Below are 24,146 nucleotides of genomic sequence, written 5' to 3' on the forward strand. Positions count from 1 at the left end.
GCGGCCCAGCGTACGAGGCCGGGGCGGTGGGGCGGAAAACCACTGGGACCGCCCGGCGGGCGCTTGCCAGGATGTGGGCATGCCGTTTCTCATCAGCCCTGTCCTGACCGCGGGGGCCCTCGCGTGCCGCCCCCAGCCGACGCTCCCCGCCGACGGCGGACTCATCCTGCGCCCCTGGCGGGAGGGGGACGCGCCCGCGGTGTACGAGGTCTTCCAGGACCCGTTGATGCACCAGTGGCACGCCCGCTCGGCCGACTCCGTGGCGGAGGTGGGTGACTGGATCCGCACGTGGCGCCAGGCGTGGGAGGCGGAGCGGGAGGCGCACTGGGCCGTGGCCGACGCGGTGTCCGGCGCGCTGCTGGGCCGGGTGGCGCTCCGCGAGCTCCGGCTCGACGACGGGACGGCCGAGGTGGCGTACTGGACCGTTCCCGAGGCCCGGGGCCGGGGCGTGGCAGCCCGCGCCACCACCGCTCTCACTCACTGGGCCTTCGACGAGAGCGGATTCCACCGCCTGGAGCTCCTGCACGCCGTGCGCAACGAGGCGTCCTGCCGCGTCGCCGCCAGGACCGGCTTCGGCCTGGAGGGCACCAAGCGCAGTGCGATCATGCAGCCGGACGGATGGCACGACATGCATCTGCACGCCCGGGTACGGGGTGACTGAGGCGGCGTCCGGCCGGGGTGACCGGGGCGTCGTCCGGCGGGGGCTGAGGTGGCCTCGGGCGGTGACCGAGGCGGCGTCCAGCGGGGGGACCGAAGCGGCGTCCGCGTCCTGGTGGGCCGGGCGGCCTCAGGCCGCCGACACGCTCTCCTGCTCCGCCTCGATCCGGGCGTTCCACTCGCGCTTCGACGCCTGCCAGCCGTCCTCGTTGTGGCCGCGGCGCCAGTAACCGGAGATCGAGAGGGCCTCGCGGGGGACCTGGCGCTCGACGCGGAGCAGATGGCGCAGCTGCTTGACGAAGTGCGCCTCGCCGTGGACGAAGGCGTGCACACGGCCCTCGGGGAACTCCAGGTCCCGCACGGCGGCGACCAGCGCCTCGCCGAGGGGCCGGGCTCCGCGGTGCAGCCAGACGACCTCCACGTCCGCATCGATCTTCTGCTCCTCCTCGGGGCCGGAGACCTCCACGAAGGCGTACGCCCGGGCGCCGCGCGGCAGCGCCTCCAGAGCGCAGGCGATCGCGGGCAGCGCGCTCTCGTCCCCCACGAGCAGATGCCAGTCCGCGCCGGGATCGGGTGCGTACGCCCCACCGGGCCCCATGAAGTGCACGGTCTCGCCCGGCTGGACGCGCACGGCCCACGGACCGGCCAGGCCCTCGTCACCGTGGATGACGAAGTCCAGCGTCAGCTCGCGGTGCTCGGCGTCCCACTGGCGGACCGTGTAGGTCCGGGTCACCGGCCACTGTTCGCGCGGCAGCTCGGCCCGCACGCGCTCCAGGTCGAAGGGTTCCGGATAGGTGACGCCCACCGGCGGGAACAGCAGCTTCACATAGTGGTCGGTGCACGTACCCGCCGCGAAGTCGGCGAGGCCCTCGCCGCCGAGCACCACGCGCTGCATGTGCGGGGTCAGCCGCTCGGTGCGGACGACCTGGGCGGAGTGGAGCCTGCGCGGCTGGCGTCCCGGTCGCTCTGCCATGAGGACCTCCCTGTCTCGCATAGTTAGGGTTACCTAAGTTAGCACCTTGTTCTCACTTCACACCTCTCGTGCGGGAAGGTCCCGTCGTTCTCGTACGAACTCTTGAGAAAAGGATCAGGTCGCTAGCGTCGTCAGCAGTCGCTCCAGGGACCCGCCCAGTCCCCAGCGGGCCGCCAGCGCCTCCAGGGCCGCCGGGTCGCGCGGTGTGCGCGGCAGCGCCGTGGAGACCTCCGGCAGGGGGACGTCGTCCGCGACCCGGACCACCTTCGGAGCGACGGCGAGGTACGGACGGGCCTCATCGAGCCGCCTGCGCTGCGTCGGCGTCAGCTTCGACCCACGGTCCTCCACCGCCGCCATGATCCCGGCCAGGTCCCCGAACTGGGCCAGCAGCTTGGCGGCCGTCTTCTCGCCGATGCCCGGCACGCCCGGCAGGCCGTCGCTGGGGTCGCCGCGCAGCAGGGCCAGATCCGCGTACCCGCTGCCGTCCACCCCATACTTCTCCCGCAGCACCGCCTCATCGGTGTGCTGCAGCGTGCCCACGCCCTTGAGCGGGTACAGCACGCGCACCCCGCGGGCGTCGTCCACCAGCTGGTACAGGTCGCGGTCGCCCGTCACGATGTCGACCGGGCCCGTCGCCCGCGCGGAGAAGGTGCCGATCACGTCGTCCGCCTCGTAGCCCGCGACGCCGACGCGCGCGATGCCCACCGCGTCCAGCACCGCCTCGATCACCGGCACCTGCGGCGACAGGGTGTCGGGCACCTCCTCCTCGTCCGGGCCGGCCGCGTGCTCCTCGGCGACGCGGTGGGCCTTGTAGGACGGGATGAGCTCCACCCGCCACTGCGGCCGCCAGTCGGCGTCCATGCACGCCACCAGGAGGTCCGGCCGGTGGTCCTTGACCAGACGGTCGATGAAGTCGAGCAGTCCGCGCACGGCGTTCACCGGCGTGCCGTCCGGAGCCCGGACCGAGTCCGGGACGCCGAAGTAGGCGCGGAAGTACAGGGAAGCGGTGTCGAGGAGCATCAGTCGTCCGGTCACGCCACGCATCATGCCGTACCGCACCGACAGCCTCTCGACGCAGCGCAACGCGTTGCGCCCTGCGCGTCCACTGTGAAGCGCCCCACTCTTCCGTTTGCTTTCCGGGATCAGGGGGAGGTGCCGCCCCGGAGCGAGGCTGGTTGCGCATTTCAACTGTTGCGCCCTGTCCTCGCTCTCTCCTGTTGCCAAGGAAACAGAGGTGCACGTGTCAGCGACGCTGGAAGCGACGAGTCTGTACAAGGTATTCGGCAGAAGACCAAACCGGGCCGTCGAGCGGCTGCGCGGCGGAGCCGACCGGGAGGAACTGCGGGCAGAAGGCACGACCGCAGCCGTGATCGACGCCTCCTTCACCGTCGAGCCCGGCCAGATCTTCGTGGTCATGGGCCTGTCCGGCTCCGGCAAGTCCACCTTGCTGCGCATGCTGAACGGCCTGCTCGAACCGACCGCCGGACAGGTGCGCTTCGACGGCCAGGACCTGACCGCGCTGTCCGACCGTGAACTGCGCCAGGTCCGCTCCCGCAAGATCAGCATGGTGTTCCAGCACTTCGCGCTCTTCCCGCACCGCAGTGTGCGCGAGAACGCCGCCTACGGTCTGGAAGTGCAGGGCGTGCCCCGCGCCGAGCGCGCACGCCGCGCCGACGAGGCGCTCGCCCTGTGCGGCCTGGCCGGCTGGGAGAAGTCCTGGCCCGACGAACTCTCCGGCGGCATGCAGCAGCGCGTCGGTCTGGCCCGCGCGCTCGCCACCGACGCCGACCTGCTGCTGATGGACGAGTCCTTCAGCGCCCTGGACCCGCTGATCCGGCGTGACATGCAGGACCAGTTGCTGGAGCTCCAGCAGAAGCTCAAGAAGACGATCGTCTTCATCACCCACGACCTGAACGAGGCCATGCGCCTGGGCGACCGCATCGCCGTCATGCGCGACGGCCGCATCGTCCAGAACGGCACCGCCCAGGACATCCTGCTGCGGCCGGAGAACGACTACGTCGCCTCCTTCACCCAGGACGTCGACCGCTCCCGCGTCCTGACAGCCGGCGAGCTCATGGAGACCTCGGTCACCGGCGACGCCCCCGGCTGCCACTGCGAGACCGCGACGCCCGACACCCCCTTCACGGAACTGTGCGCGATCAGCGCCCGGCTCTCCCACCCGGTCTCGGTCGTGGACAAGGAAGGCAAGCTGGTCGGCATCGTGCCCCGGCAGCGTCTGGTCGGCTTCCTCGGCGACGAGCAGGACGCCACCCCGCAGCCCTGCGACTCCCCGCGGGACAAGGGCGCAGAGAAGGTGACCGCCCGTGCCTAGGATTCAGCTCGGCAGCTGGGTCAACGACGGGGTCGACTGGCTCACCACCCACATGGCGTGGCTCTTCGACTTCTGCAAGACCGTCTTCCTCGGCCTCTACGACGGCATCAACGCCGTCCTCCAGGCACCCGAACCGCTGCTCCTCGCGGGCATCTTCGCCGTGATCGCCTTCTGGCTGCGCGGCACCCTCGCGGGCGTCCTCACCTTCGCCGGGTTCGCCTTCATCGACTCCCTCGAACTGTGGGAGAACGCGATGATCACCCTGGCGCTCGTCCTCGTGGCGACCGTCATCGCGCTGGTGATCTCCCTGCCGGTGGGCATCTGGGCGGCCCGCTCGGACCGCGTCAGCTCACTGGTCCGGCCCGTCCTGGACTTCATGCAGACGCTGCCCGCGATGATCTACCTCATCCCGGCGATCCTGTTCTTCGGCACCGGCGCCCCCGCCGGCATCGTCGCCACCCTGATCTTCGCGCTCGCACCCGGCGTGCGCATGACCGAGCTGGGCATCCGGCAGGTCGACAAGGAACTGGTCGAGGCGGCCGAGGCGTTCGGCACCTCGCCCCGCAACACCCTGCTGCGCGTCCAGCTCCCGCTCGCCCTGCCCACCGTGATGGCCGGCGTCAACCAGGTCATCATGCTCGGCCTGTCCATGGCCGCGATCGCCGGCATGGTCGGCACCGGCGGTCTCGGCGGCGACGTCAACGAGGCCATCGGCCAGCTCAACGTCGGCCTCGGCTCCGAGGCCGGGGTCGCGATCGTGATCCTCGCGATCTACCTCGACCGCATGACCAGCGCCCTGGGCACCCAGGTCTCCCCGCTCGGCCGCCGCGCCGCCGCCAAACTGCGCGCCGCCCAGGGGCTGAAGATCTGGTCGTACCGGCCGCGCCCGGCGGTCGCCGTGATCGGCGTGGTCGTCCTCGCCCTCACCGCGGGCGGTATGGGCGTCCTCGGGGGCGGCAAGACGGGCGGCGAGGCCGTGGCGGACGGCAAGGACATCGGCCAGGGCAAGAAGATCACCATCGGCTACATCCCCTGGGACGAGGGCGTCGCCTCCACCTTCCTGTGGAAGGAGATCCTGGAGCAGCGCGGGTACGAGGTCGAGGCCAAGCAGTTCGACGCGGGCCCGCTGTACACCTCCCTCTCCCAAGGCGACGTCGACTTCCAGACGGACGCCTGGCTGCCCACCACGCACGCCCAGTACTGGAAGAAGTACGGCAAGCAGCTCGACGACCTCGGCGCCTGGTACGACAAGACGTCCCTCGAGCTCACGGTGCCCGCCTACATGAAGGGCATCGACTCCCTGGCGGACCTCAAGGGCAAGGCCTCCGAGTTCGGCGGGAAGATCACCGGCATCGAGTCCAGCGCCGGCGAGATGGCCCTGCTGAAGAGCAAGGTCCTCAAGGAGTACGGCCTCGACAAGGAGTACAAGGTCGTCGACAGCTCCACGCCGGCGATGCTGGCCGAGCTGAAGCGCGCCTACGCCCAGAAGAAGCCGATCGTCACCACGCTCTGGTCGCCGCACTGGGCGTACAACGACTACGACCTCAAGAAGCTCAAGGACCCCAAGGGCGCCTGGGGCGAGGGCGACGGCGTGCACAGCCTCTCCCGCAAGGGCTTCGCGGACGACGACCCCACGGTCGCCGGGTGGCTGAAGAAGTTCGAGATGAGCGAGAAGCAGCTCACCAGCCTCGAAGCCGAGATCAACGAGGCGGGCAAGGGCAGCCAGCAGGACGCCGTCCGCGCCTGGCTCAAGCAGAACCCCGACGTCGTCGACAAGCTCGCCCCGGTGCGGAACTCCGGTGGCGGCACGCCCGCCGAGGCGAAGCAGCCCCTGGACGTCGCCTGGTTCCCCTGGGACGAGGACATCGCCGTCACCTACCTGTGGAAGAACGTCCTGGAGCGGCGCGGCTACCAGCTGAACCTCAAGCAGATGGACGTAGGCCCGGTCTACACAGGTCTGGCCTCGGGTGACCTCGACCTCAACTTCGACGCCTGGCTGCCCTACGCCCAGAAGAACTACTGGGACAAGAACAAGGACCGGCTCGAGGACCTCGGCACCTGGTACGAACCGACCTCCCTGGAGATCGCCGTACCGTCCTACGTGAAGGGCGTCGACTCCCTGGAGGACCTCAAGGGCAAGTCCTCCACCTTCAAGGGGAAGATCATCGGCATCGAGCCCGGCACCGGCGAGATGGACCTGCTGAAGAACAAGGTTCTTCCCGGCTACGGCCTGGACAAGGAGTACGAGGTCGTCGACGGCTCCACGCCCGCGATGCTCGCCGAGCTGAAGCGCGCGTACGCCAAGAAGGAGCCGATCGCCGTATCCCTCTGGTCGCCGCACTGGGCGTACAGCGACTACGAGCTGACCAAGCTGAAGGACCCCAAGAAGGCCTTCGGCGAGGGCAACACGATCCGCACCATCTCCAACGAGAAGTTCCCCGGGGAGTACCCGCAGCTCACCAAGTGGATCAAGAACTTCAGGATGAGCGAGGAGGAGCTCGGCAGCCTGGAGAGCGAGATCAAGGACCGCGGCCAGGGGCATGAGGAGGAGGCCGTGGCCGACTGGCTCCGGCAGCACCCGGACATGGTGCGGAGGATGACTCCGCAGTAGGGTTCCGGGGTGGGACGCGCGACACGCCGCGTCCCGCCCCGGCCCGATCTCACGAGCCGGATCCGGACAACCACAGAGCGCTACGCCACCCCCTGAACCCCCTCTTTCCGCCTGCTCCCCCAGCGGGTGGGCGACCTGCCCCGTCCCCTTCGGCGGCGGATCGCCTGGCGCGAAATGTGAGGTGTCGCGCTGTCCCGTATGACAGCGATGTGACGGCCGCCTGAAACGGTTTGCCGAACATGCGTAGGGTGCAGACAACTCAACAGAAGCAGTGCGCGGGACACCGCCGCACGGGGAGCGGATCGACGGGCGAAGGAGGGAGCCGGAGCGATGGGCGACCACAAAGAGCAACACCTCCGGGTGGGCGCGGCCGTGCGCCGGCGGCGCCGCGCCCTGGAGCTCACCCTCGCCGTCGTGGCCGCGCGCAGCGGTCTGTCGGTCCCCTTCCTGAGCCAGATCGAGAACGACCGGGCGCGGCCCAGCACCAGCTCCCTGGAGAAGGTCGCCGACGCCCTGCGCACCACCGCCGTGGAGCTCCTCGCCGCGGCCGACCCCGCGTGCAGCGTGGACGTCGTCCGAGGCGACGGCACCGAGCCGCAAGCCCTGCCCCGGTCCCGCTCCCTGGTCCGCGGCCACCACCAGATGCACGCCTCCGAGTTCACCGGCGACCATGACGCCGGCCGTGAATTCCAGTACCGCAACGACCAGTTGATGTACGTCGCCGACGGCGCGGTGGAGATCGAGGCGGAAGGCCGCGCCTACCGCCTGGGCCGTGGCGACACGCTGTACCTGACCGGCGGTGTACGGCATCGCTGGCGGGCGGCGGAGTCGGACACCCGCGTGATCGTCGTGGCCGTGGCGGAGCACATCGAGGCGGTCCGGGACCGGCCACGCCGGTGAGGGTCGTCTCGCTGGTCCCCTCGCTGACCGAGGCCGTGGTCCGGTCCGCGCCGGGAACCCTGGCCGGCGCGACCGACTGGTGCACACACCCCCCGGACCTGGACGTCGTACGCGTCGGCGGCACCAAGAACCCGAAGACCGACCGGATCCTCTCCCTCGCCCCCGATCTCGTGATCGCCAACGAGGAGGAGAACCGCGCACCCGACCTGGCGGCCCTGCGTGCGGCGGGCGTCGGCGTCCTGGTGACGGAGATCCGCGACGTGCCGCAGGCCTTCCGGGAACTGGCCCGGGTGCTGGACGCCTGCGGAGTGACGTCCCGCCCGCGCTGGCTGGACGACGCGGAGCAGACCTGGGCGGCCCTGCCGGAGCCCGGGACGCGGCTGACGGCCGTCGTGCCGATCTGGCGTCGCCCGTGGATGGTCCTCGGCCGCGACACCTTCGCGGGGGACGTCCTCGCCCGCCTCGGCGTGGACCACGTGCACGCGACGCACCCGGACCGCTACCCGCGCGTCCCGCTGGAGGAACTCCGCGCCGCGGCACCCGACGTGGTGGTGTTGCCGGACGAGCCGTACCGTTTCACCGCGGACGACGGCCCCGAGGCCTTCCCCGGCCTGCCCTGCGCGCTCGTCAGCGGACGGCACCTGACGTGGTACGGACCGTCACTGGCCGAGGCGCCGCGGGTGCTGGAGCGGGCACTGCGAGCAGCTCGCCCCTGAGCAGCGCGCGCAGGGTGCCGGCCACGGCCGTCCCCCACGCCGCGACCAGCACCGCGTACAGCAGCACCGCCGGACCCGCGTAGGCGGCGAGCCCGGTGTGCCGGCCCAGCGCCTCGGCGCCCGTGACACAGGTCCCGACCGGGAAGGTGAACGACCACCAGGTCATCGAGAACCGCATCCCGTGCCGCCGGGCGCGCAGCACATGGGCGGCGGCCAGGCAGGCCCACAGCAGTGCGAACCCCATCACGGGCACGCCGTAGAGCACGGCGAGCACCCCGAACCCCGCGCTGTACGGCTCCGGTACGACCCCGGGCGCGACGTCCGCGAAGGCGCCGACGGCCGTGGTGGACTGCCCGAGCGGGCCGAGCACCAGGAACAGGGTCGGGGTGAGGGCGAGGGGCAGCGGCCCGCCGGTGAGCGTCCGGGCGAAGACCAGGGGCAGCATGAGCAGGGTCGCGAGCAGACTGAGCCCGAACAGCGCGAAGCAGACGAGGAGCAGCGTCTTTCGGGGCTGACCGGGCGGCAGGTGCGGCACCAGCTGCGGTCCGACGGCGGCCGACACCATGGGCGCGACGACCGGCAGCAGCCAGACCGGCGTGGCCCGTTCCGGCTCGACGCGATGGCGTACGGCCATCAGATACGGCACCGCGACGGCCGCGGTGAGACCGGTCAGGGTGCCCGCGGTGAACAGCACCGCGTCGAGCGTGACGGCCGCCCGCAGGCCGATCCAGTCCCGGCCGACGGTGAGGGCGCCGCCGCCCACGGCCAGCAGGGCCATGGCGAGGCAGCCGTAGAAGGGTGCCGTCGCCGGGTCGAGGAGGTGGGCGCGGGTCTGGTCCCGGTGCCGTGCCCAGTGCACGGCCCGGCCTGTGAGCAGTGCCAGGAGCAGGACCAGGGAGAGGGCCCACACCCCGGTGAGCACCCCGCGCAGCCCCGGTACCTGTGGCGCGAGGGCGGCCCCGGCGGTGGCGACGACGGCGGTGCCCATCACGGTGGCGTACCAGTTGGGTCCGAGATGACGGACGGAGAGCGGGTACACGAGGGGCTGGGCTGCGGTGACCATGGCTCCACGATGGTTCCGGGCACCGCGCACCACCAGGGACCATGCCTCTATGGCGACATAAGCTGGGTTTATGAGCAACGCGGATGAGCAGGCCGGGCCGGCGGTCACCGGGCCCCTGGCGCACCGGGTACCGGATCTGGGCGCCCTGGAGCTGCTGCTGGCGGTGGCGCGGCTCGGCAGCCTCGGCGGTGCGGCGCGGGAGCTCGGCATCACCCAGCCCGCGGCCAGCAGCCGCATCCGGTCGATGGAACGGCAGCTCGGCGTGGCGCTGGTCGACCGGTCGCCCCGCGGGTCCCGGCTCACGGACGCCGGAGCCCTGGTGACGGACTGGGCGCGGCGGATCGTGGCGGCGGCGGAGGCGTTCGACGTGGGGGTGCAGGCGCTGCGCGTCCGCCGCGACTCCCGGCTGCGGGTGGCCGCGAGCATGACGATCGCGGAGTATCTGCTGCCCGGCTGGCTGCTCGCGCTGCGCGCGCAGCGGCCCGACACGGCGGTGTCGCTGCACGCGGGGAACTCGACGGTGGTGGCGGAGCGACTGCTCGCGGACGAGGCGGATCTGGGGTTCGTGGAGGGGCTGTCGGTGCCGGCCGGACTCGACTCCGCGGTGATCGCCCATGACCGGCTGATAGTGGTGACCGCGCCGGGGCACGCGTGGGCCCGGCGGCGCCGGTCGCTGGCGGCGGGGGAGCTGGCGTCGACGCCGTTGATCCTCCGCGAGAAGGGGTCGGGGACGCGGCAGGTGCTGGACGCGGCGCTGGGCGGGCTGGCCCGGCCGCTGATCGAGTTGTCGTCGACGACGGCGGTCAAGGCGGCGGCGGTGAGCGGTGCGGGCCCGGCGGTGCTGAGCGAACTGGCGGTGGGGGAGGAGCTGTCGATGCGACGGCTGGTGCCGGTGCCGGTGGAGGGGGTCGCCCTGACGCGGGACCTGAGAGCGGTATGGCCGACGGGGCATCGCCCTACCGGGCCGGCACGGGACCTGCTGTCGCTGACGCGGGGATAGCGGCGCGCCGTGACCAGGGCCAGCCGGACCCGGAGACGGTGGCGGCCCGGCTCGACCGGAGGCTGGCGGTGGACTCCGCGGGCGACCCGCACGCCGAGCTGTTCGCGACGGCGGTGCTGCTGGACTTCTCCGCCGATGCCCGGATCGTGGCGTGCGGTCAGGGGCTCCGGCCCCTGGACCCCCGGCCCGGGCTCACCCACCACCCGACTCAGTCAGTCAGGAAGCCCGGCTCCCGGGGGCCACCCGACTCAGTCGGTCAGGAAGCCCGGCTCGCGGGGGCCACCCGACTCAGTCGGTCGGGAAGCCCGGCTCGTGGGGGCCACCCGACTCAGTCGGTCAGGAAGCCCGGCTCGTGGGGCATGGGACCGAAGGCCTCCGGAAGGTCAACCGCCGGAAGCCGCCTCCACCAACGCCCCCATCACCCGCACGTCCTCCCCCATCTCCGGATGCCACTGCACCCCCAGCACCCAGTCGGCCGACGGCAGTTCCAGCGCCTCCACCGTGCCGTCCGTCGCGTACGCCGACGGGACCAGGCCCTCACCCAGGCGGTCCACGGCCTGGTGGTGGTACGTCGGGACGAACGTCTCCTCGGGCACCACACCGGCGTACAGACTCCCCGGCACCGGCTTCACCGCATGCCCGCCGAAGACGCCCACGACCTCCGCGTGCCCCTCGATGTGCTGCAGCAGCGTCCCGCCGAGAGCGACGTTCAGCAGCTGCATGCCACGGCAGATCCCCAGCAGTGGCAGCCCCGCCGCCAGCGCGGCCTCGATCAGCGCCAGCTCCCACGCGTCCCGCTCCGGCGCCGGCGGGCCCGTCCGCGGCTCGCGCTCGGCCCCGTACCGCACCGGCTCCACATCCGGACCGCCCGCGATGACCAGTCCGTCCAGCCGGGCCACGGCGGCCGCGGCGTGCCGGGGGTCGTCCGGCGGCAGCATCGCGGCCAGCCCGCCCGCCCGCTGCACCAGGCGCGGGTAGCCGACCGGCAGCAGCGCGGCCTCCAGCTCCCACACGCCCCAGCGCGCACCCGACTCCAGGTAGGTGCTGACACCGATCAACGGCCTGGTCACGACAACTCCCTCACGCTTCGACCACTCAGTCCCTTGCCAACTCTGCCTCGGCGGCCGCCAGCGCCGCGAACTCCTCCTCCGGCGCCTTCGCCACCAGGTGCCTGCGGCTGTACAGGCCGAAGTAGGCGACGGCCACGGCGTACACCAGCAGGGCGATCAGCGCCGCCGTCACGTCCACCAGGAACGTCGCCACCAGCGCGGCGCACGCCAGCACCAGGGCGACCGACGACGTCAGCACCCCGCCCGGCGTGCGGTACGGCCGTTCCAGCTCCGGCTCCCTGCGGCGCAGGACGATGTGCGACAGGGACATCAGCGCGTAGGAGATGGTCGCCCCGAAGACGGCGATGTTCAGCATCCGCGCGCCGTTGCCGGACACCGCCGCCAGCAGGAAGCCGATCGTGCCGGGCACCAGCAGCCCCAGGTACGGCGCCTTGCGGCGGCTGGTGAGCGACAGGAAGCGGGGCAGATAGCCCGCGCGTGACAGGGCGAACAGCTGGCGCGAGCCCGCGTAGATCAGGGAGAAGAAGGACGCCACCAGGCCTGCGAGGCCCGCGTAGTTGACGATCCGGCTCAGGGTGGTCGCCTTGCCGTTCGGCTGGAGCGCCTCGACCAGCGGGTTGCCCGCCTCCTGGATCGCGGCGGAACCGCGTGCCCCGGCAGCCGCGAAGAACGTGACCACCGCCAGCACCACCAGGATGCCCATCGACCAGCGGATGGCCTTCGGCAGCGTACGGGCGGGGTCCTTCGTCTCCTCCGCGGCCAGCGGCACGCCCTCGACGCCGAGGAAGAACCACATGCCGAAGGGGAACGCCGCCCAGATGCCCAGCAGGCCGAACGGCAGCCAGGAGCTCGACCCCGCGGCGGAGGCGTCGACCGGGATGTCGTCCAGCGACGCGAGGGAGAAGTCGGGCAGCGCCGCCAGCGCGAACACGATCAGGGCCACCACGGCGATGCCGGTGACGACGAAGCTGAAGCGCAGCGCCTCGCCCACGCCCCACAGGTGAATGCCGAGGAAGATCACGAAGCAGACCAGGTACACCGGCCAGCCGGACTCCAGGCCGAACAGGCCGAGCGACTCGACGTAGTCGCCGATGAAGATGACGATGGCGGCGGGCGCGAGGACGTACTCGATCAGGATCGCCGTGCCGGTCAGGAAGCCGCCCCAGGGGCCGAGTGCCCGCCGGGCGAAGCCGTAGCCGCCGCCCGCCGTGGGCAGGATCGAGGACAGCTCGGCGAGGGCGAAGACCATGCACGCGTACATCGCGCCCATGAGCACCATGGCGATCGCCAGGCCACCGAAGCCGCCCTCGGCCAGGCCGAAGTTCCAGCCCGAGTAGTCGCCGGAGACGACGTAGGCGACGCCGAGGCCGGTCAGCAGCACCCAGCCGGCGCTGCCGCGGCGCAGTGCTCTGCGCTCCAGATAGTCGTCGCCCTCCGGGGCGGCGGGTGTGACGGTGGGTTCCTGGGACATGGGCAGACTCCCGACGGGGCGGCGGCGGTCAGGGGATCGAGCGGGCTCCGACTCAATGGAATGGAGCCATACCTTTGCGGTGCCGAACCGAGGATGGCAAGACCCGTGCGTTAATCGCCCGTAAATCCTCACCAGGCGACGACACCGCCGCCCGGCTCAGCCGAGGAAGCCCCGCAACAGCGCCGCCGTGCCCCCGCAGTGCTCGCGCATGATCTCCCGCGCCTGGTCGGCCTCGCCCTCGATCACCGCCTCCACCAGGGCGGTGTGCTGCCGCTGGGAGTGCTCCAGGTTGCGCACCAGCAGCGGGATGCAGTCGAGCAGGTCGTTGACCGTCGCACGGACGGCCGCGTACTGCGCGGTGAGCGTGGGGGAGCCGGAAAGCTCGGCGATCGTGAGGTGCAGCAGCGTGTCCAGGCGCCGGTACTCGGAGAGCGGCGCGTCGTGCGTGCGCCCCAGCGCCTCGCGCAGCCGGTCCGCCTGCTTCTCCTCCAGCCCGTGCGCCGCGCACAACCCCGCCGCGCCCACCTCCAGCACCTCCCGGAACCGCAGCACGTCCTCGATGTCCACCTCGGCGACCCGTCGCCGCAGCTCGTCCTCGCCGACCGCGTCGGCGCGCGGCAGCACGAACGTCCCGCCGTAACGGCCGCGCCGCGACTCGACCAGGCCCTGGTCCTGGAGCACCTTCAGTACCTCACGCAGCGTTACCCGGCTGATCCCCAGCCGCTCCGCCAGCTCCCGCTCGGCCGGCAGCCGCTCGCCCCCCGGCACCAGACCCAGCCGTACGACCTGGAGGATCTGCTCCAGCGCCTCCTCGAAGCCGTTGCCCGCGCGCACCGGCCGCAGCACCGGCGTCAGCCCGTCCCGCACCTCGCCGCCCCCAGCTTCCTCCGGCATGTGGCCGTACCCCCTTCCCAAGAAATGGTTCTCCGCAATACCTTATGGCTCCCGGCGGATCCAAGGCAGCGGATCCAAGGAGCCTAGGAGGCCTTCCCGTGGCAGACCGCACACCCCCGCTGAGCGTCGAGGAACTGCACACCCTCGTCGCCGGCGGTGAGATCGACACTGTCGTCCTGGCCTTCCCCGACATGCAAGGGCGGCTCCAGGGCAAGCGGTTCGCCGCACGCTTCTTCCTCGACGAGGTCCTCCAGCACGGCACCGAGGGCTGCAACTACCTGCTCGCCGTCGACACCGAGATGAACACGGTCGACGGCTACGCGATGTCCTCCTGGGACCGCGGCTACGGCGACTTCGCCATGCACCCCGACCTCACCACTCTGCGCCGCGTCCCCTGGAACGCGGGCACGGCCATGCTCCACGCCGACCTCGCCTGGAGCGACGGCTCCCCGGTCGTCGCCGCCCCCCGCCAGATCCTGCGCCGCCAGCTGGAGCGCCTGGCCGAACTCGGCTACACCGCCCAGGTCGGCACCGAGCTGGAGTTCATCGTCTTCAAGGACACCTACGAACAGGCCTGGGACGCCGGCTACAAGGGCCTGACCCCGGCCAACCAGTACAACATCGACTACTCGGTCCTCGGCACCGGCCGCATCGAGCCCCTGCTGCGCCGCATCCGCAACGAGATGGCCGGCGCCGGTCTCACCGTCGAGTCCGCCAAGGGCGAGTGCAACCCCGGCCAGCACGAGATCGCCTTCCGCTACGACGAGGCCCTGATCACCTGCGACCAGCACTCCGTCTACAAGACCGGCGCCAAGGAGATCGCCGCCCAGGAGGGCATGTCGATCACCTTCATGGCCAAGTACAACGAGCGCGAGGGCAACTCCTGCCACATCCACCTCTCGCTCGCCGACGCCGACGGCACCAACGCCATGGCCGGTGCCCTCGAAGGCGGCATGTCCGAGGTCATGCGCCACTTCCTCGCCGGCCAGCTCGCCGCCCTGCGCGACTTCTCCCTCCTCTACGCCCCCAACATCAACTCCTACAAGCGGTTCCAGCCCGGCTCCTTCGCCCCGACCGCCGTCGCCTGGGGCCAGGACAACCGCACCTGCGCGCTCAGGGTCGTCGGCCACGGCCGTTCCCTGCGCTTCGAGAATCGCCTGCCCGGCGGCGACGTCAACCCCTACCTCGCCGTCGCCGGACTCGTCGCGGCCGGACTGCACGGCATCGAGCAGAAACTGGAGCTGCCCGAACCCTGTCCCGGCAACGCCTACGCCGCCGACCTGGACCACGTCCCCACCACCCTGCGCGAGGCCGCCGAACTCTGGGAGAACAGCCCCATCGCCAAGGCCGCCTTCGGCGACGAGGTCGTCGCGCACTACCGCAACATGGCGCGCGTCGAACTGGACGCCTACGACGCCGCGGTGACCGACTGGGAGCTGCGCCGCTCCTTCGAACGCATGTGAGGTCCCTTGTGTCTTCCGAGCACCTTCTGGAAGTACTGAACCCCGCGACCGAGGAGGTCGTCGCCGCCGTCGCCGGGGCGAGCCCGGCGGACGTCGACGCGGCCGTCACCCACGCCGCCAGGGCCCAGCGGATCTGGGCCGCCCTGGCCCCCGCGGACCGTGCCCGGCTGCTGCGCCGTTTCGCGGCCACCGTCGACGAGCACCTGGAGGAGCTGGCCCGCCTGGAGGTCCGCGAGGCCGGCCACCTCATCGGCAACGCCCGCTGGGAGGCCGGCAACGTCCGGGACCTGCTGGACTACGCGGCCGGGGGAGTGGAGCGGCTCACCGGCCGTCAGATCCCGGTGCCCGGCGGCCTGAACGTCACGATCCTCGAACCGCTCGGCGTCGTCGGCGTGATCGCGCCCTGGAACTTCCCCATGCCGATCGCCGCCTGGGGTGCCGCCCCCGCCCTCGCGGCCGGCAACGCCGTCATCCTCAAGCCCGCCGAGACCACCCCGCTCACCGCCCTGCGCCTGGCCCAACTCGCCCTGGAGGCCGGGCTTCCGGAGCACCTCTTCCAGGTTCTGCCGGGGCGCGGCGACATCACGGGCGACGCCCTGGTCCGGCACCCCGGAGTCGCCAAGATCGTCTTCACGGGCTCCACCCGGACCGGGACCCGCGTCGCGGCCCTCGGCGCCGAACAGGTCAAGCCCGTCACCCTCGAACTCGGCGGCAAGAGCCCCAACGTCGTCTTCGCCGACGCCGACCTCAAGACGGCCGTCGACCCCTTCTCCTTCCTCGACAACTCCGGCCAGGACTGCTGCGCCCGCACCCGCGTGCTGGTGCAGGAGTCCGTGTACGACGAGGTCCGCGAGCTGCTCGCCGAGGCGCTGTCCGCCGTGGTGGTGGGCGACCCGGCCGACGAGAAGACCCAGATGGGCCCGCTGATCTCCCGGCAGCAGCTCGACCGCGTCCGCGCCTTCGTGCCCGACGACGCCCCGGCCCTGCGCGGCAGCGCCCCCGAGGGTCCCGGCTTCTGGTTCCCGCCGACCGTCCTCACCGGGGAGAGCCCCGACTCGGCGGCCGCCTGCGAGGAGATCTTCGGCCCCGTGGCCGTCCTGCTGCCCTTCACCGACGAGCAGGACGCGATCCGGCTGGCCAACGACACCCCCTACGGCCTCTCCGGCTCCATCTGGACCCGCGACGTCGGCCGCGCCCTGCGCGTCTCCCAGGCCGTCCGCGCCGGCAACCTGTCGGTCAACTCCCACGCCAGCGTCCGCTACTGGACCCCGTTCGGCGGCTACAAGCAGTCCGGCGTCGGGCGCGAGCTCGGCCCCGACGCCCTGGCCGCCTTCACCGAAACCAAGAACGTCTTCATCAGCACGGAGGGCCCTGCACAGTGACTGCCCAGGAGAACATCTGCCGCCGCCTGGTCGGCCGTACCGCCGTCGTCACGGGAGCCGGCAGCGGCATCGGCCTCGCCGCCGCCCGCCGTCTCGCCTCCGAGGGCGCCCACGTCGTCTGCGGCGACGTGGACGACGCCCGTGGCAAGGCCGCCGCCGAGGAGGTCGGCGGCACCTTCGTGAAGGTCGACGTGACCGACCCCGAGCAGGTCGAGGCCCTCTTCAAGACCGCCTACGACACCTACGGCAGCGTCGACATCGCCTTCAACAACGCCGGCATCTCCCCGCCCGACGACGACTCCATCCTGGAGACCGGCCTGGAGGCCTGGAAGCGCGTCCAGGAGGTCAACCTCACCTCCGTCTACCTGTGCTGCAAGGCCGCCATCCCCTACATGCGGCGCCAGGGCCGGGGCTCGATCATCAACACCGCGTCCTTCGTCGCCCGGATGGGCGCGGCCACCTCCCAGATCTCCTACACCGCCTCCAAGGGCGGCGTCCTCGCCATGTCCCGCGAACTGGGCGTGCAGTTCGCCCGCGAGGGCATCCGCGTGAACGCCCTGTGCCCCGGCCCGGTCAACACCCCCCTCCTGCAGGAGCTGTTCGCCAAGGACCCGGAGCGGGCCGCGCGCCGCCTGGTGCACATCCCGCTGGGCCGGTTCGCCGAGGCCGAGGAGATCGCCGCCGCGGTCGCCTTCCTGGCCAGCGACGACTCCTCCTTCGTGAACGCCACCGACTTCCTGGTCGACGGCGGGATCGCGGGGGCGTACGTCACACCCGTGTAAGGCCTGACCGGGGGGCCGGGATCTCGCCCTACAGTGCCGGGATGAGCATGACGCCGCCGCCCGGCTGGTATCCCGACCCGCACGCCCCGCACCAGCAGCGCTGGTGGGACGGCACGGCCTGGACCGAACACCGCCGCCCGCCCGAGGCCCTCGCCGCCCCGCCGCCGGGCGACGGCACAGGCCGGACGAAGGCGGTCGCCCTGACCGCCGTCGGAGCCGTCCTGCTCGCGGCGATCGTCACCGGAGCCGTCGCCCTCAGCGGGGGCGACGGCTCCGGCACGGAGAGCCGGACGGCGCCCTCGTCCGCACCCCGTGCCACGGCCGACCCGCCGGAGCCCACCCCCGAGTCGTCCACGTCGGAGCCGTCCGCCGACGACCCCGCGCTCGTCGAGGACCAGCTCAACGGCATCACGTTCCCGCTGCTCGACGGCTGGGTCCGCCCGCAGTACGTCGCCCAGGACGATGTCGTCATGACGACCGACGGCACCTACGACTGCCCCGGCGGCGTGGGCCTGTGCCGCCACGGCATGGTCTTCTCCCGCACGGTGACCGAGAACGACGAGAAGTCCCCCGAGGTCCTCGCCAAGGCCGACATCTCCGAGGCGGCCGACGAGGCCTATGACCGCGACAGCCTCGGCCGCGAGCTCCACGGCGGCATGAAGTCGCACCGGGTCGTCAAGTCAGGGCCGGTCGCGGTGGCGGGCCGCGCCGGGTACCTGGTGCGCTGGCGCGTCACGACCGCCAAGGGGCCCGGCGGATACGTCCAGTCGCTGGTCTTCCCCTCCAGCGTCGGCACCGAGTCGCCGGTCCTCGTCCGGTACGTCTTCGACGCCGGCGAGGACGGTCCGCCGCTCACCGACCTGGACCGCATCACCCGGGGCATCCGCCCCTTCGGTGACGCGGACACGGGCGGCGGCGTGGGCAGCAGCATCGAACCGGCCGGCTGACGCCTACAGGAACGTGTGACCCTCGCCGCGGTAGGTGGGCACGGTCGCGGTCACCGTGTCGCCCTCGATCAGGTGCAGCCGGTCGAACCGCTCGCACAGCTCACCGGCCTTCGCGTGCCGGAACCACACCTTGTCGCCGATCAGCAGATCGTCGGCGGGCGAGCCCAGCAGCGGAGTCTGCACCTCACCGGCGCCCTCCTGCGGGTCGTAGCGCAGCCCCTCGGGCAGATACGGCACCGGCGACCGGTCGGCACCGGCCGCACCCGAGGCCGGATACCCACCGCCCAGGACCGTCACGACACCCACGCCGGGCCGCCGTACGACGGGCTGGGCGAAGAGGGCCGACGGACGGCCGCTGAACGACGTGTAGTTGTCGAACAGGCGCGGCACGTACAGACCCGATCCGGCGGCGATCTCGGTCACCGCCTCCTCGGCCGCCGTGTGCTGCACCGAGCCGGTACCCCCGCCGTTGACGAACTCCAGTCCCGGCACGACGGCCCGCACCGCGCGCACCACCTCCGCACGCCGCTCGGCCAGTTCACGCTTGGCGGCGGCCTGCATCAACCGGACGGCGCGGGACCGCAGCGGTCGCCCTTTCACCGCGTCACCGACACCGGCGACATGCCCCTCGTAGGCCATGATCCCCACGACCTCGAAGCCGGGCCGCCGGGCCACCGCCCGCGCCACCTCGGCGACCTCGGCGGGGGAGTGCAGCGGCGAACGCCGGGCCCCGACCCGCACCCGTCCGCCGAGCAGCTTCAACGAGGTGTCCAACTCCAGGCACACCCGCACCACTTCACGCCCGCCACCCCGGGAGGCGTCGATCAGATCCAGCTGGGCGACATCGTCGACCATGACGGTCACGGCGGCGGCGAGCTTGGGATCCCCCGCGAGTTCGGCGTAGGCGGCACGGTCGGCGGACGGATAGGCGAGCAGCACGTCGTCGAACCCCGACCGGGCCAGCCACAGCGACTCGGCCAGGGTGAACGACATGATCCCGGCGAAACCGTCCCGGGCCAGGACGCGTTCCAGCAGGGCCCGGCAGCGCACGGACTTGCTGGCGACCCGGACGGGTTTGCCTCCGGCGCGGCGCACCAGGTCGGCGGCGTTGGCGTCGAAGGCCTCCAGGTCCACGATCGCGAGAGGGGCGTCGAGATGGGCGGTGGCCCGGTCGTAACGGGCCCGGTCGGCGGCGCGCGCAGTCATGGACGCAGCCTGCCAGACTGGATTACCGCAGGGTAGGGGGACGTTCCGGGCAGATGCCCCGGCCTCGCGGACTGGTTCCCGTTCGCCCAGGAACAAGCCGTAGAGTGACGCGCACGTACGGCGGACGACGCCGGCCGGGGATCCGCGCCGGGATGACGCTCCCTCCGTACGTGTAGGTGTGCCCGGGACGACTGTGTGCCGGGCTCGGGCAGGACGACACCGGCCCGCGCGAGACGAGCGGCCCGGGCATGCGGAAACGGGGGGTGCATGAGCACGGAAGCGCAACGCGCCTCTTTCCCCACACGCCCCACGGCCCCGCCCCGCCCGTCACACCCGCCGGCCGCGCCGCAGGACCCGGCGACAAACACGCTGACGGATGCACCGCAGGATCGGCCGAAGGGTTCGCCGAAGGGCGAGCGGGAGACCCCGGGCACGTCCTCCGATCCCGCCGCGGGACCGGAAGCCACCGCTCCCGGGAGCGGGGCAGGGCCGAAACCGTCCGACGGGGGCGGCCCTCGCTTCCCGAGCCTCGGTGCCCCGGTCCTCGGCGCCACCGCCCCCCAGCGCACCGGTTCCGCCTCACCGCCCCCGCCTCGCGCCTCCACGCGCTTCCCGGACGAGCCGCCCAGCGTCGGCCGCGAGGCACGCCCCGAATCCGGAGCACCTCAGCCCCCGTCGCGCCGGCGTCACCTCCCCACGCAGGACTCCTCCGGCGGGGGAGGGAGTTGGGGCACCCAGGACGGGACCATGTCGCAGTCCTCCGGCCGGGCAGTGAGTCCGGGCACCCGGGACGGGGCCTCGTCGCAGTCCTCCGGCCGGGCAGCGAGTCCGGGCACCCAGGACGGGAACATGTCGCAGTCCTCCGGCCGGGCAGCGGGTTCGGGCACCCGGGACGGGGCCTCGTCGCAGTCCTCCGGCCGGCCCTTCCGTCTCTCCGCGTCCGGCCGTACCGACGCCGCGGGCGGCGCGGCTCCGGAGTCGAGCGGCCGGCCGTTCCGCCTGCCCCCGCCCCGCCGTCCCGGCGCCCCCGGCGACCACGCGTCCGAGACGACCGCACGCCTGCGCCCCGTCCCCGCGGACCCGGCACCGGACGAGCCCGCCGGGCCCTTCGGCAGCCCTGCCGCGCACACCACCACGGCGACCCGCCCCGGGTCCGCGCGCCCCACCACCCCACCGCGCCCCGCACACGAGCCGCCGATACCGGCCGGAACCGGCACCCACGCCGGCCGCCCCGCACACGAGCCGCCGATACCGGCCGGCACCGGCGCCGGGCGGGACCTGCGTGTGCCCCCGGCGCCCACCCGGCGGCCCGCCCCCTCCGCACCGCCACCCCGCAACACCATCCCCGTCTCTCCCGACCCCGCGCTCTCCTGGAGCGCCACGCGCCCCGTGGTCTCCTTCGGTGAGCCCGAGGGCTACGACGGCGACGCACGGCCCCGGCCGCTCGGCCGGCGCGGAGCGTCCCGGGCCGCCGCGGCCGCCGCCTGCCTCGTGCTCGGGCTGGGGCTCATCTCGGGAGCCGTCACCGGCAGCTGGCTCGTCGGAGGCTCCGGCGACGAGGGCTCGCCCAGCACCTTCGCCGCGGCCCAGAACCTCTGGCACAGCGTCCCGGTCGACCAGCTGTTCCCGCCCACCGTGCAGGGCCGGGGCGCCGGCCCCGGCGGAGCGGACCGCACCTGGACCCGGATAGCCGTCGCCCCCGACAGCGGCTGCAAGGACGCCTTCGACCCGCTGCTGCGCCAAGCCCTCGCCCCCGTCGGCTGCGAGCGCCTCCTGCGCGCCACCTACACCGACGCCACCGAGAGCTACGTGACCACCGTCGGCCTGCTCTTCACCACGGCCGACGCCCCCGGTATGACCGCCCTCGCGAACCGTTTCCGCAAGGAACGCCTGGACCGCCGCAGCGACCTGATGCCCCTGCCGTACGCCGCGCAGGGCACGCCCGCCGCCGGCTTCGGCGCCCGGCAGCGCGCTTCCTGGACCGTCTCCGTGCTGACCGAGGCCCCCGTCGTCGTCTATGCCGTCTCCGGCTGGGCCGACGGCCGCACCGTCGACGACCCGCAGCCCGCGGGGGACGCCATGGAGGCCGACGCCACCACCGCGGCCGCCCAGGCCGGCCTCGGCAACGAGGCGCAGGGCCTCGCCGACCGCGTCGAACGCGACCTCCGCAAAGACGTCCGCTCGACCTCGGAGCAACCGTCGTGACCGCCGTGCACGCCCCGGCCGGAAAGCACCCGCGCAGGCCGTCCCGCAAGGCCGCCGCCCTCGGCGCCCTGCTCACCGTCGGCCTCGTCCTCCTCCCCGCCGCCACCGCCCACGCCGACGGCATCCGCGCCCAGCAGTGGGCCCTGGAGGCCATGCACACCGAAGAGGCCTGGCAGACCACGAAGGGCCGGGGGATCACCGTCGCCGTCCTGGACACCGGTGTCGAGGCCGACCACCCCGACCTGGCCGGCAACGTCCTGCCCGGCAAGGACCTGGTCCGCTTCGGCGCCGAGCCCGGCGACCGCGCCTGGGCCCGGCACGGCACCGCCATGGCCGGAATCATCGCCGGCCACGGGCACGGCCCGGGCGGCGCCGACGGCGTCATCGGCATCGCCCCCGAGGCGAAGATCCTCCCCGTCCGCGTGATCCTGGAGGACGGCGACCCCTCCCGGGCCAAAGCCCGCAGCACCCGCGGCAACGCCCTCGCCGAGGGCATCCGGTGGGCCGCCGACCACGGCGCCGACGTCATCAACCTCTCCCTCGGCGACGACTCCGCCTCCGCGCACCCCGAACCCGCCGAGGACCAGGCCGTCCAGTACGCCCTGGGCAAAGGCGTGGTCGTCGTCGCCTCCGCGGGCAACGGCGGCGAGAAGGGCGACCACATCTCCTACCCGGCCGCCTACCCGGGCGTCATCGCCGCCACCGCCGTCGACCGCGCGGGAACCCGCGCTTCGTTCTCCACCCGCCGCTGGTACGCCACCGTCAGTGCCCCGGGCGTCGACGTCGTCATCGCCGACCCCGACCACAAGTACTACGAGGGCTGGGGCACCAGCGCCGCCGCCGCCTTCGTCTCCGGCGCCGCCGCCCTGGTCAAGGCGGCCCACCCCGGCCTGACCCCGGCCCAGATCAAGTCGCTCCTGGAGGACACCGCCCGCAACGCCCCCACCGGCGGCCGGGACGACTCCCGTGGCTACGGGTTCATCGACCCGGCGGCCGCCATCAAGGCGGCCGGCCGGCTCAAGCCCGAGGACCTGCAGTCCGCGTCCCACGGCGCGAAGTACTTCGGCAGCGGACCGGACGAGGACGCCTCGGGCGACGGCACCGCCGCCTGGGCCGCCCCCCTCGCGGGCGGCGCCGGTGGCGTCCTGCTGGTCGCGGCGGTCGTCCTGTGGCGCGGCGGCCGCAGGAGCCGCGAGGACTTCTGAGGCGCTGCCGGGAGCGCAGCGCCCGGCGGATAGGGTCGACGCGTGGCGAACAAGAACATCCCGGACTCCGGCTTCTCCGACGACGACGGCTCCGCCGACCCCCGGCTGAGCGCGGCACTCGCCGCCTGGGCCGAGGACCGGAGCGCGGTGGGCCCGGTCCTCGCCGCCCTCAAGGGCGCCCGGCTGCTCGTGCCCGTCGTGGCGATCCTCGGCGAGGTCGAGGAGGACGAGAACGGGCTGCGCCGCGAGAAGACCAGCGACATGGCCGTTCCCACCCTCAAGGCCGGAAACCGCACCGCCCTGCCCGCCTTCACCTCAACGGACTCCCTCGCCCGCTGGGACCCGCAGGCCCGCCCCGTCGCCGTACCGCTGCACCAGGCCCTGCAGGCCGCCGCCCACGAGAAGGCGGACACGGTCGTGCTCGACATGGCCGGACCGGTGACCTTCGAGCTGACCGGCCCCGCCCTGCTCGCCCTCGCCGAGGGCCGCGCGAGCACCGACCCGCTCGCCGACCCGGCCGTCGTCGGGGCCGTACGGGACGCCGTCGCCGCCGAGCCCGCCGTCGTGCGGGCCCACCTCGGCCCCGGGCAGGCCGACGGCACCCTCGCCCTGGTCCTCGACCCGTCCGCGGTTCCGGCCGAAGCCGCCCGGGCGGTCGCCCGGCGGCTCGCGGCCGACGAGACGCTGAGGGCCCGCCTGGTGCGCGGTCTCGACCTGGCACTGCTGCCGGCCGAGGCGACGCCACCCGGCGAGCCCCTGTTCGTGCGCTGAGGTACGGGTCAGGACACGTTCTAGCCGTAGACCGGGCCGGTGTACTTTTCGCCCGGCCCCTGGCCCGGCTCGTCCGGGACGAGCGAGGCCTCGCGGAACGCCAGCTGCAGCGACTTCAGGCCGTCCCGCAGGGGAGCCGCGTGGAAGGAGCTGATCTCGGTCGCGGTGGCGTCCAGCAGACCGGCCAGGGCGTGCACCAGCTTGCGGGCCTCGTCCAGGTCCTTGTGCTTCTCGCCCTCCTCGGTCAGACCGAGCTTCACGGCGGCGGCGCTCATCAGGTTGACGGCGACCGTCACGATCACCTCGACCGCGGGGACCTCGGCGATGTCACGGGCCATGGCGTCGAAGTCGGGGGACTCAGGAGGGGTGTCACTCATGCCCCACACGATAGGCGCAGGGAGCGGGCGAACCCCACGTGACCCCGGTACGCCCGGATTGGCCGTCCCTGGCCATTGCTGGTAATCTCGTGTAACGACCGGTCGGACACGTGTGCCTCAC

At 72.7% G+C, this 24,146-nt stretch carries 21 protein-coding genes; 13 read left to right on the forward strand and 8 right to left on the reverse strand.

Annotated features, from left to right (window positions below; all coding sequences use genetic code 11):
• The first annotated feature begins 79 nt into the window (after positions 1-79).
• Positions 80-661: a GNAT family N-acetyltransferase gene (locus FDO69_RS05830; RefSeq protein WP_104778672.1), complete on the forward strand. Its 582-nt coding sequence runs from the start codon at positions 80-82 to the stop codon at positions 659-661.
• 126 nt (positions 662-787) lie between these two features.
• On the opposite strand, the gene FDO69_RS05835 is transcribed toward FDO69_RS05830, so the two are convergent.
• Together FDO69_RS05835 and FDO69_RS05840 are read right to left on the reverse strand one after the other, a co-directional pair.
• The gene (locus FDO69_RS05835; RefSeq protein ID WP_104778673.1) at positions 788-1,630 is read right to left on the reverse strand and encodes a siderophore-interacting protein; all 843 of its coding nucleotides are present in this window, start codon (positions 1,628-1,630) and stop codon (positions 788-790) included.
• A gap of 114 nt (positions 1,631-1,744) precedes the next feature.
• On the reverse strand, positions 1,745-2,674 hold the full coding sequence (locus tag FDO69_RS05840; RefSeq protein WP_234387861.1) for a 5'-3' exonuclease: 930 nt from the start codon (positions 2,672-2,674) through the stop codon (positions 1,745-1,747).
• A gap of 196 nt (positions 2,675-2,870) precedes the next feature.
• Here FDO69_RS05840 and FDO69_RS05845 point away from each other — a divergent pair, with 196 nt between their 5' ends.
• The 4 genes from FDO69_RS05845 (at position 2,871) to FDO69_RS05860 (ending at position 8,189) form a co-directional block, all read left to right on the forward strand.
• A complete protein-coding gene (locus FDO69_RS05845; RefSeq protein WP_104778900.1) occupies positions 2,871-3,962 on the forward strand; it encodes a quaternary amine ABC transporter ATP-binding protein in 1,092 nt (363 codons plus the stop codon).
• Complete coding sequence (locus FDO69_RS05850) at positions 3,955-6,573, forward strand: ABC transporter permease/substrate binding protein (RefSeq protein ID WP_104778674.1); 2,619 nt, start codon at positions 3,955-3,957, stop codon at positions 6,571-6,573. The genes FDO69_RS05845 and FDO69_RS05850 overlap by 8 nt, the downstream gene beginning before the upstream one ends.
• 330 nt (positions 6,574-6,903) lie before the next feature.
• Positions 6,904-7,473, forward strand: a complete 570-nt coding sequence (locus tag FDO69_RS05855; RefSeq protein ID WP_104778675.1) for a helix-turn-helix domain-containing protein — start codon at positions 6,904-6,906, stop codon at positions 7,471-7,473.
• Positions 7,470-8,189 carry a helical backbone metal receptor gene (locus FDO69_RS05860; protein WP_104778676.1) on the forward strand — a complete coding sequence of 240 codons (720 nt, stop codon included), beginning with the start codon at positions 7,470-7,472 and terminating at the stop codon, positions 8,187-8,189. The genes FDO69_RS05855 and FDO69_RS05860 overlap by 4 nt, the downstream gene beginning before the upstream one ends.
• On the opposite strand, the gene FDO69_RS05865 is transcribed toward FDO69_RS05860, so the two are convergent.
• On the reverse strand, positions 8,101-9,252 hold the full coding sequence (locus FDO69_RS05865; protein ID WP_104778677.1) for a TDT family transporter: 1,152 nt from the start codon (positions 9,250-9,252) through the stop codon (positions 8,101-8,103). The two genes, FDO69_RS05860 and FDO69_RS05865, sit on opposite strands and share 89 nt — an antisense overlap.
• Before the next feature lie 70 nt (positions 9,253-9,322).
• Between FDO69_RS05865 and FDO69_RS05870 the strand changes: the two genes are divergently transcribed.
• Complete coding sequence (locus FDO69_RS05870) at positions 9,323-10,252, forward strand: LysR family transcriptional regulator (protein ID WP_104778678.1); 930 nt, start codon at positions 9,323-9,325, stop codon at positions 10,250-10,252.
• 383 nt (positions 10,253-10,635) lie between these two features.
• Here the strand turns inward: FDO69_RS05870 and FDO69_RS05880 are convergent, their stop codons facing one another.
• The 3 genes from FDO69_RS05880 to FDO69_RS05890 all read right to left on the reverse strand — a co-directional run bounded on the left by FDO69_RS05880 (position 10,636) and on the right by FDO69_RS05890 (position 13,687).
• Positions 10,636-11,310: a gamma-glutamyl-gamma-aminobutyrate hydrolase family protein gene (locus tag FDO69_RS05880; RefSeq protein ID WP_167526537.1), complete on the reverse strand. Its 675-nt coding sequence runs from the start codon at positions 11,308-11,310 to the stop codon at positions 10,636-10,638.
• Positions 11,311-11,347: 37 nt separating this feature from the next.
• Positions 11,348-12,793 (reverse strand): ethanolamine permease, encoded by a 1,446-nt coding sequence (gene eat / locus FDO69_RS05885; protein WP_104778680.1) that lies wholly within the window; start codon positions 12,791-12,793, stop codon positions 11,348-11,350.
• 156 nt (positions 12,794-12,949) lie between these two features.
• Complete coding sequence (locus tag FDO69_RS05890) at positions 12,950-13,687, reverse strand: FadR/GntR family transcriptional regulator (RefSeq protein WP_104778681.1); 738 nt, start codon at positions 13,685-13,687, stop codon at positions 12,950-12,952.
• Positions 13,688-13,785: 98 nt separating this feature from the next.
• Here FDO69_RS05890 and FDO69_RS05895 point away from each other — a divergent pair, with 98 nt between their 5' ends.
• Genes FDO69_RS05895 through FDO69_RS05910 form a run of 4 tightly spaced genes read left to right on the forward strand, consistent with a single transcriptional unit; the run spans position 13,786 to position 18,261 of the window.
• The gene (locus FDO69_RS05895) at positions 13,786-15,150 is read left to right on the forward strand and encodes a glutamine synthetase family protein (protein WP_104778682.1); all 1,365 of its coding nucleotides are present in this window, start codon (positions 13,786-13,788) and stop codon (positions 15,148-15,150) included.
• Between the two features lie 8 nt (positions 15,151-15,158).
• Entirely contained in the window at positions 15,159-16,532 is a 1,374-nt protein-coding gene (locus tag FDO69_RS05900) for an aldehyde dehydrogenase family protein (RefSeq protein ID WP_104778683.1), read from the forward strand.
• Positions 16,529-17,314 (forward strand): 3-oxoacyl-ACP reductase, encoded by a 786-nt coding sequence (locus FDO69_RS05905; RefSeq protein ID WP_104778684.1) that lies wholly within the window; start codon positions 16,529-16,531, stop codon positions 17,312-17,314. The genes FDO69_RS05900 and FDO69_RS05905 overlap by 4 nt, the downstream gene beginning before the upstream one ends.
• Before the next feature lie 47 nt (positions 17,315-17,361).
• Positions 17,362-18,261, forward strand: a complete 900-nt coding sequence (locus tag FDO69_RS05910; RefSeq protein ID WP_104778901.1) for a DUF2510 domain-containing protein — start codon at positions 17,362-17,364, stop codon at positions 18,259-18,261.
• Positions 18,262-18,264: 3 nt separating this feature from the next.
• Here FDO69_RS05910 and FDO69_RS05915 read toward each other — a convergent pair whose 3' ends face one another.
• Complete coding sequence (locus FDO69_RS05915; protein ID WP_104778685.1) at positions 18,265-19,467, reverse strand: amino acid deaminase/aldolase; 1,203 nt, start codon at positions 19,465-19,467, stop codon at positions 18,265-18,267.
• 849 nt (positions 19,468-20,316) lie between these two features.
• On the opposite strand from FDO69_RS05915, the gene FDO69_RS41780 reads away from it, so the two are divergent.
• From FDO69_RS41780 to FDO69_RS05930, 3 genes are read left to right on the forward strand one after another with little or no spacing between them, the layout of a single operon-like run.
• Complete coding sequence (locus tag FDO69_RS41780) at positions 20,317-21,672, forward strand: hypothetical protein (RefSeq protein ID WP_234387853.1); 1,356 nt, start codon at positions 20,317-20,319, stop codon at positions 21,670-21,672.
• Positions 21,669-22,877: a type VII secretion-associated serine protease mycosin gene (gene mycP / locus FDO69_RS05925; protein ID WP_420878489.1), complete on the forward strand. Its 1,209-nt coding sequence runs from the start codon at positions 21,669-21,671 to the stop codon at positions 22,875-22,877. The genes FDO69_RS41780 and mycP overlap by 4 nt, the downstream gene beginning before the upstream one ends.
• 42 nt (positions 22,878-22,919) lie before the next feature.
• A complete protein-coding gene (locus FDO69_RS05930; RefSeq protein ID WP_104778686.1) occupies positions 22,920-23,648 on the forward strand; it encodes an SseB family protein in 729 nt (242 codons plus the stop codon).
• Positions 23,649-23,668: 20 nt separating this feature from the next.
• Here the strand turns inward: FDO69_RS05930 and FDO69_RS05935 are convergent, their stop codons facing one another.
• Complete coding sequence (locus tag FDO69_RS05935; RefSeq protein ID WP_104778687.1) at positions 23,669-24,025, reverse strand: DUF1844 domain-containing protein; 357 nt, start codon at positions 24,023-24,025, stop codon at positions 23,669-23,671.
• Between the last annotated feature and the right edge of the window lie 121 nt (positions 24,026-24,146).

The organism is Streptomyces tibetensis, assembly GCF_007655005.1.
GTDB lineage: Bacteria > Actinomycetota > Actinomycetes > Streptomycetales > Streptomycetaceae > Streptomyces > Streptomyces tibetensis.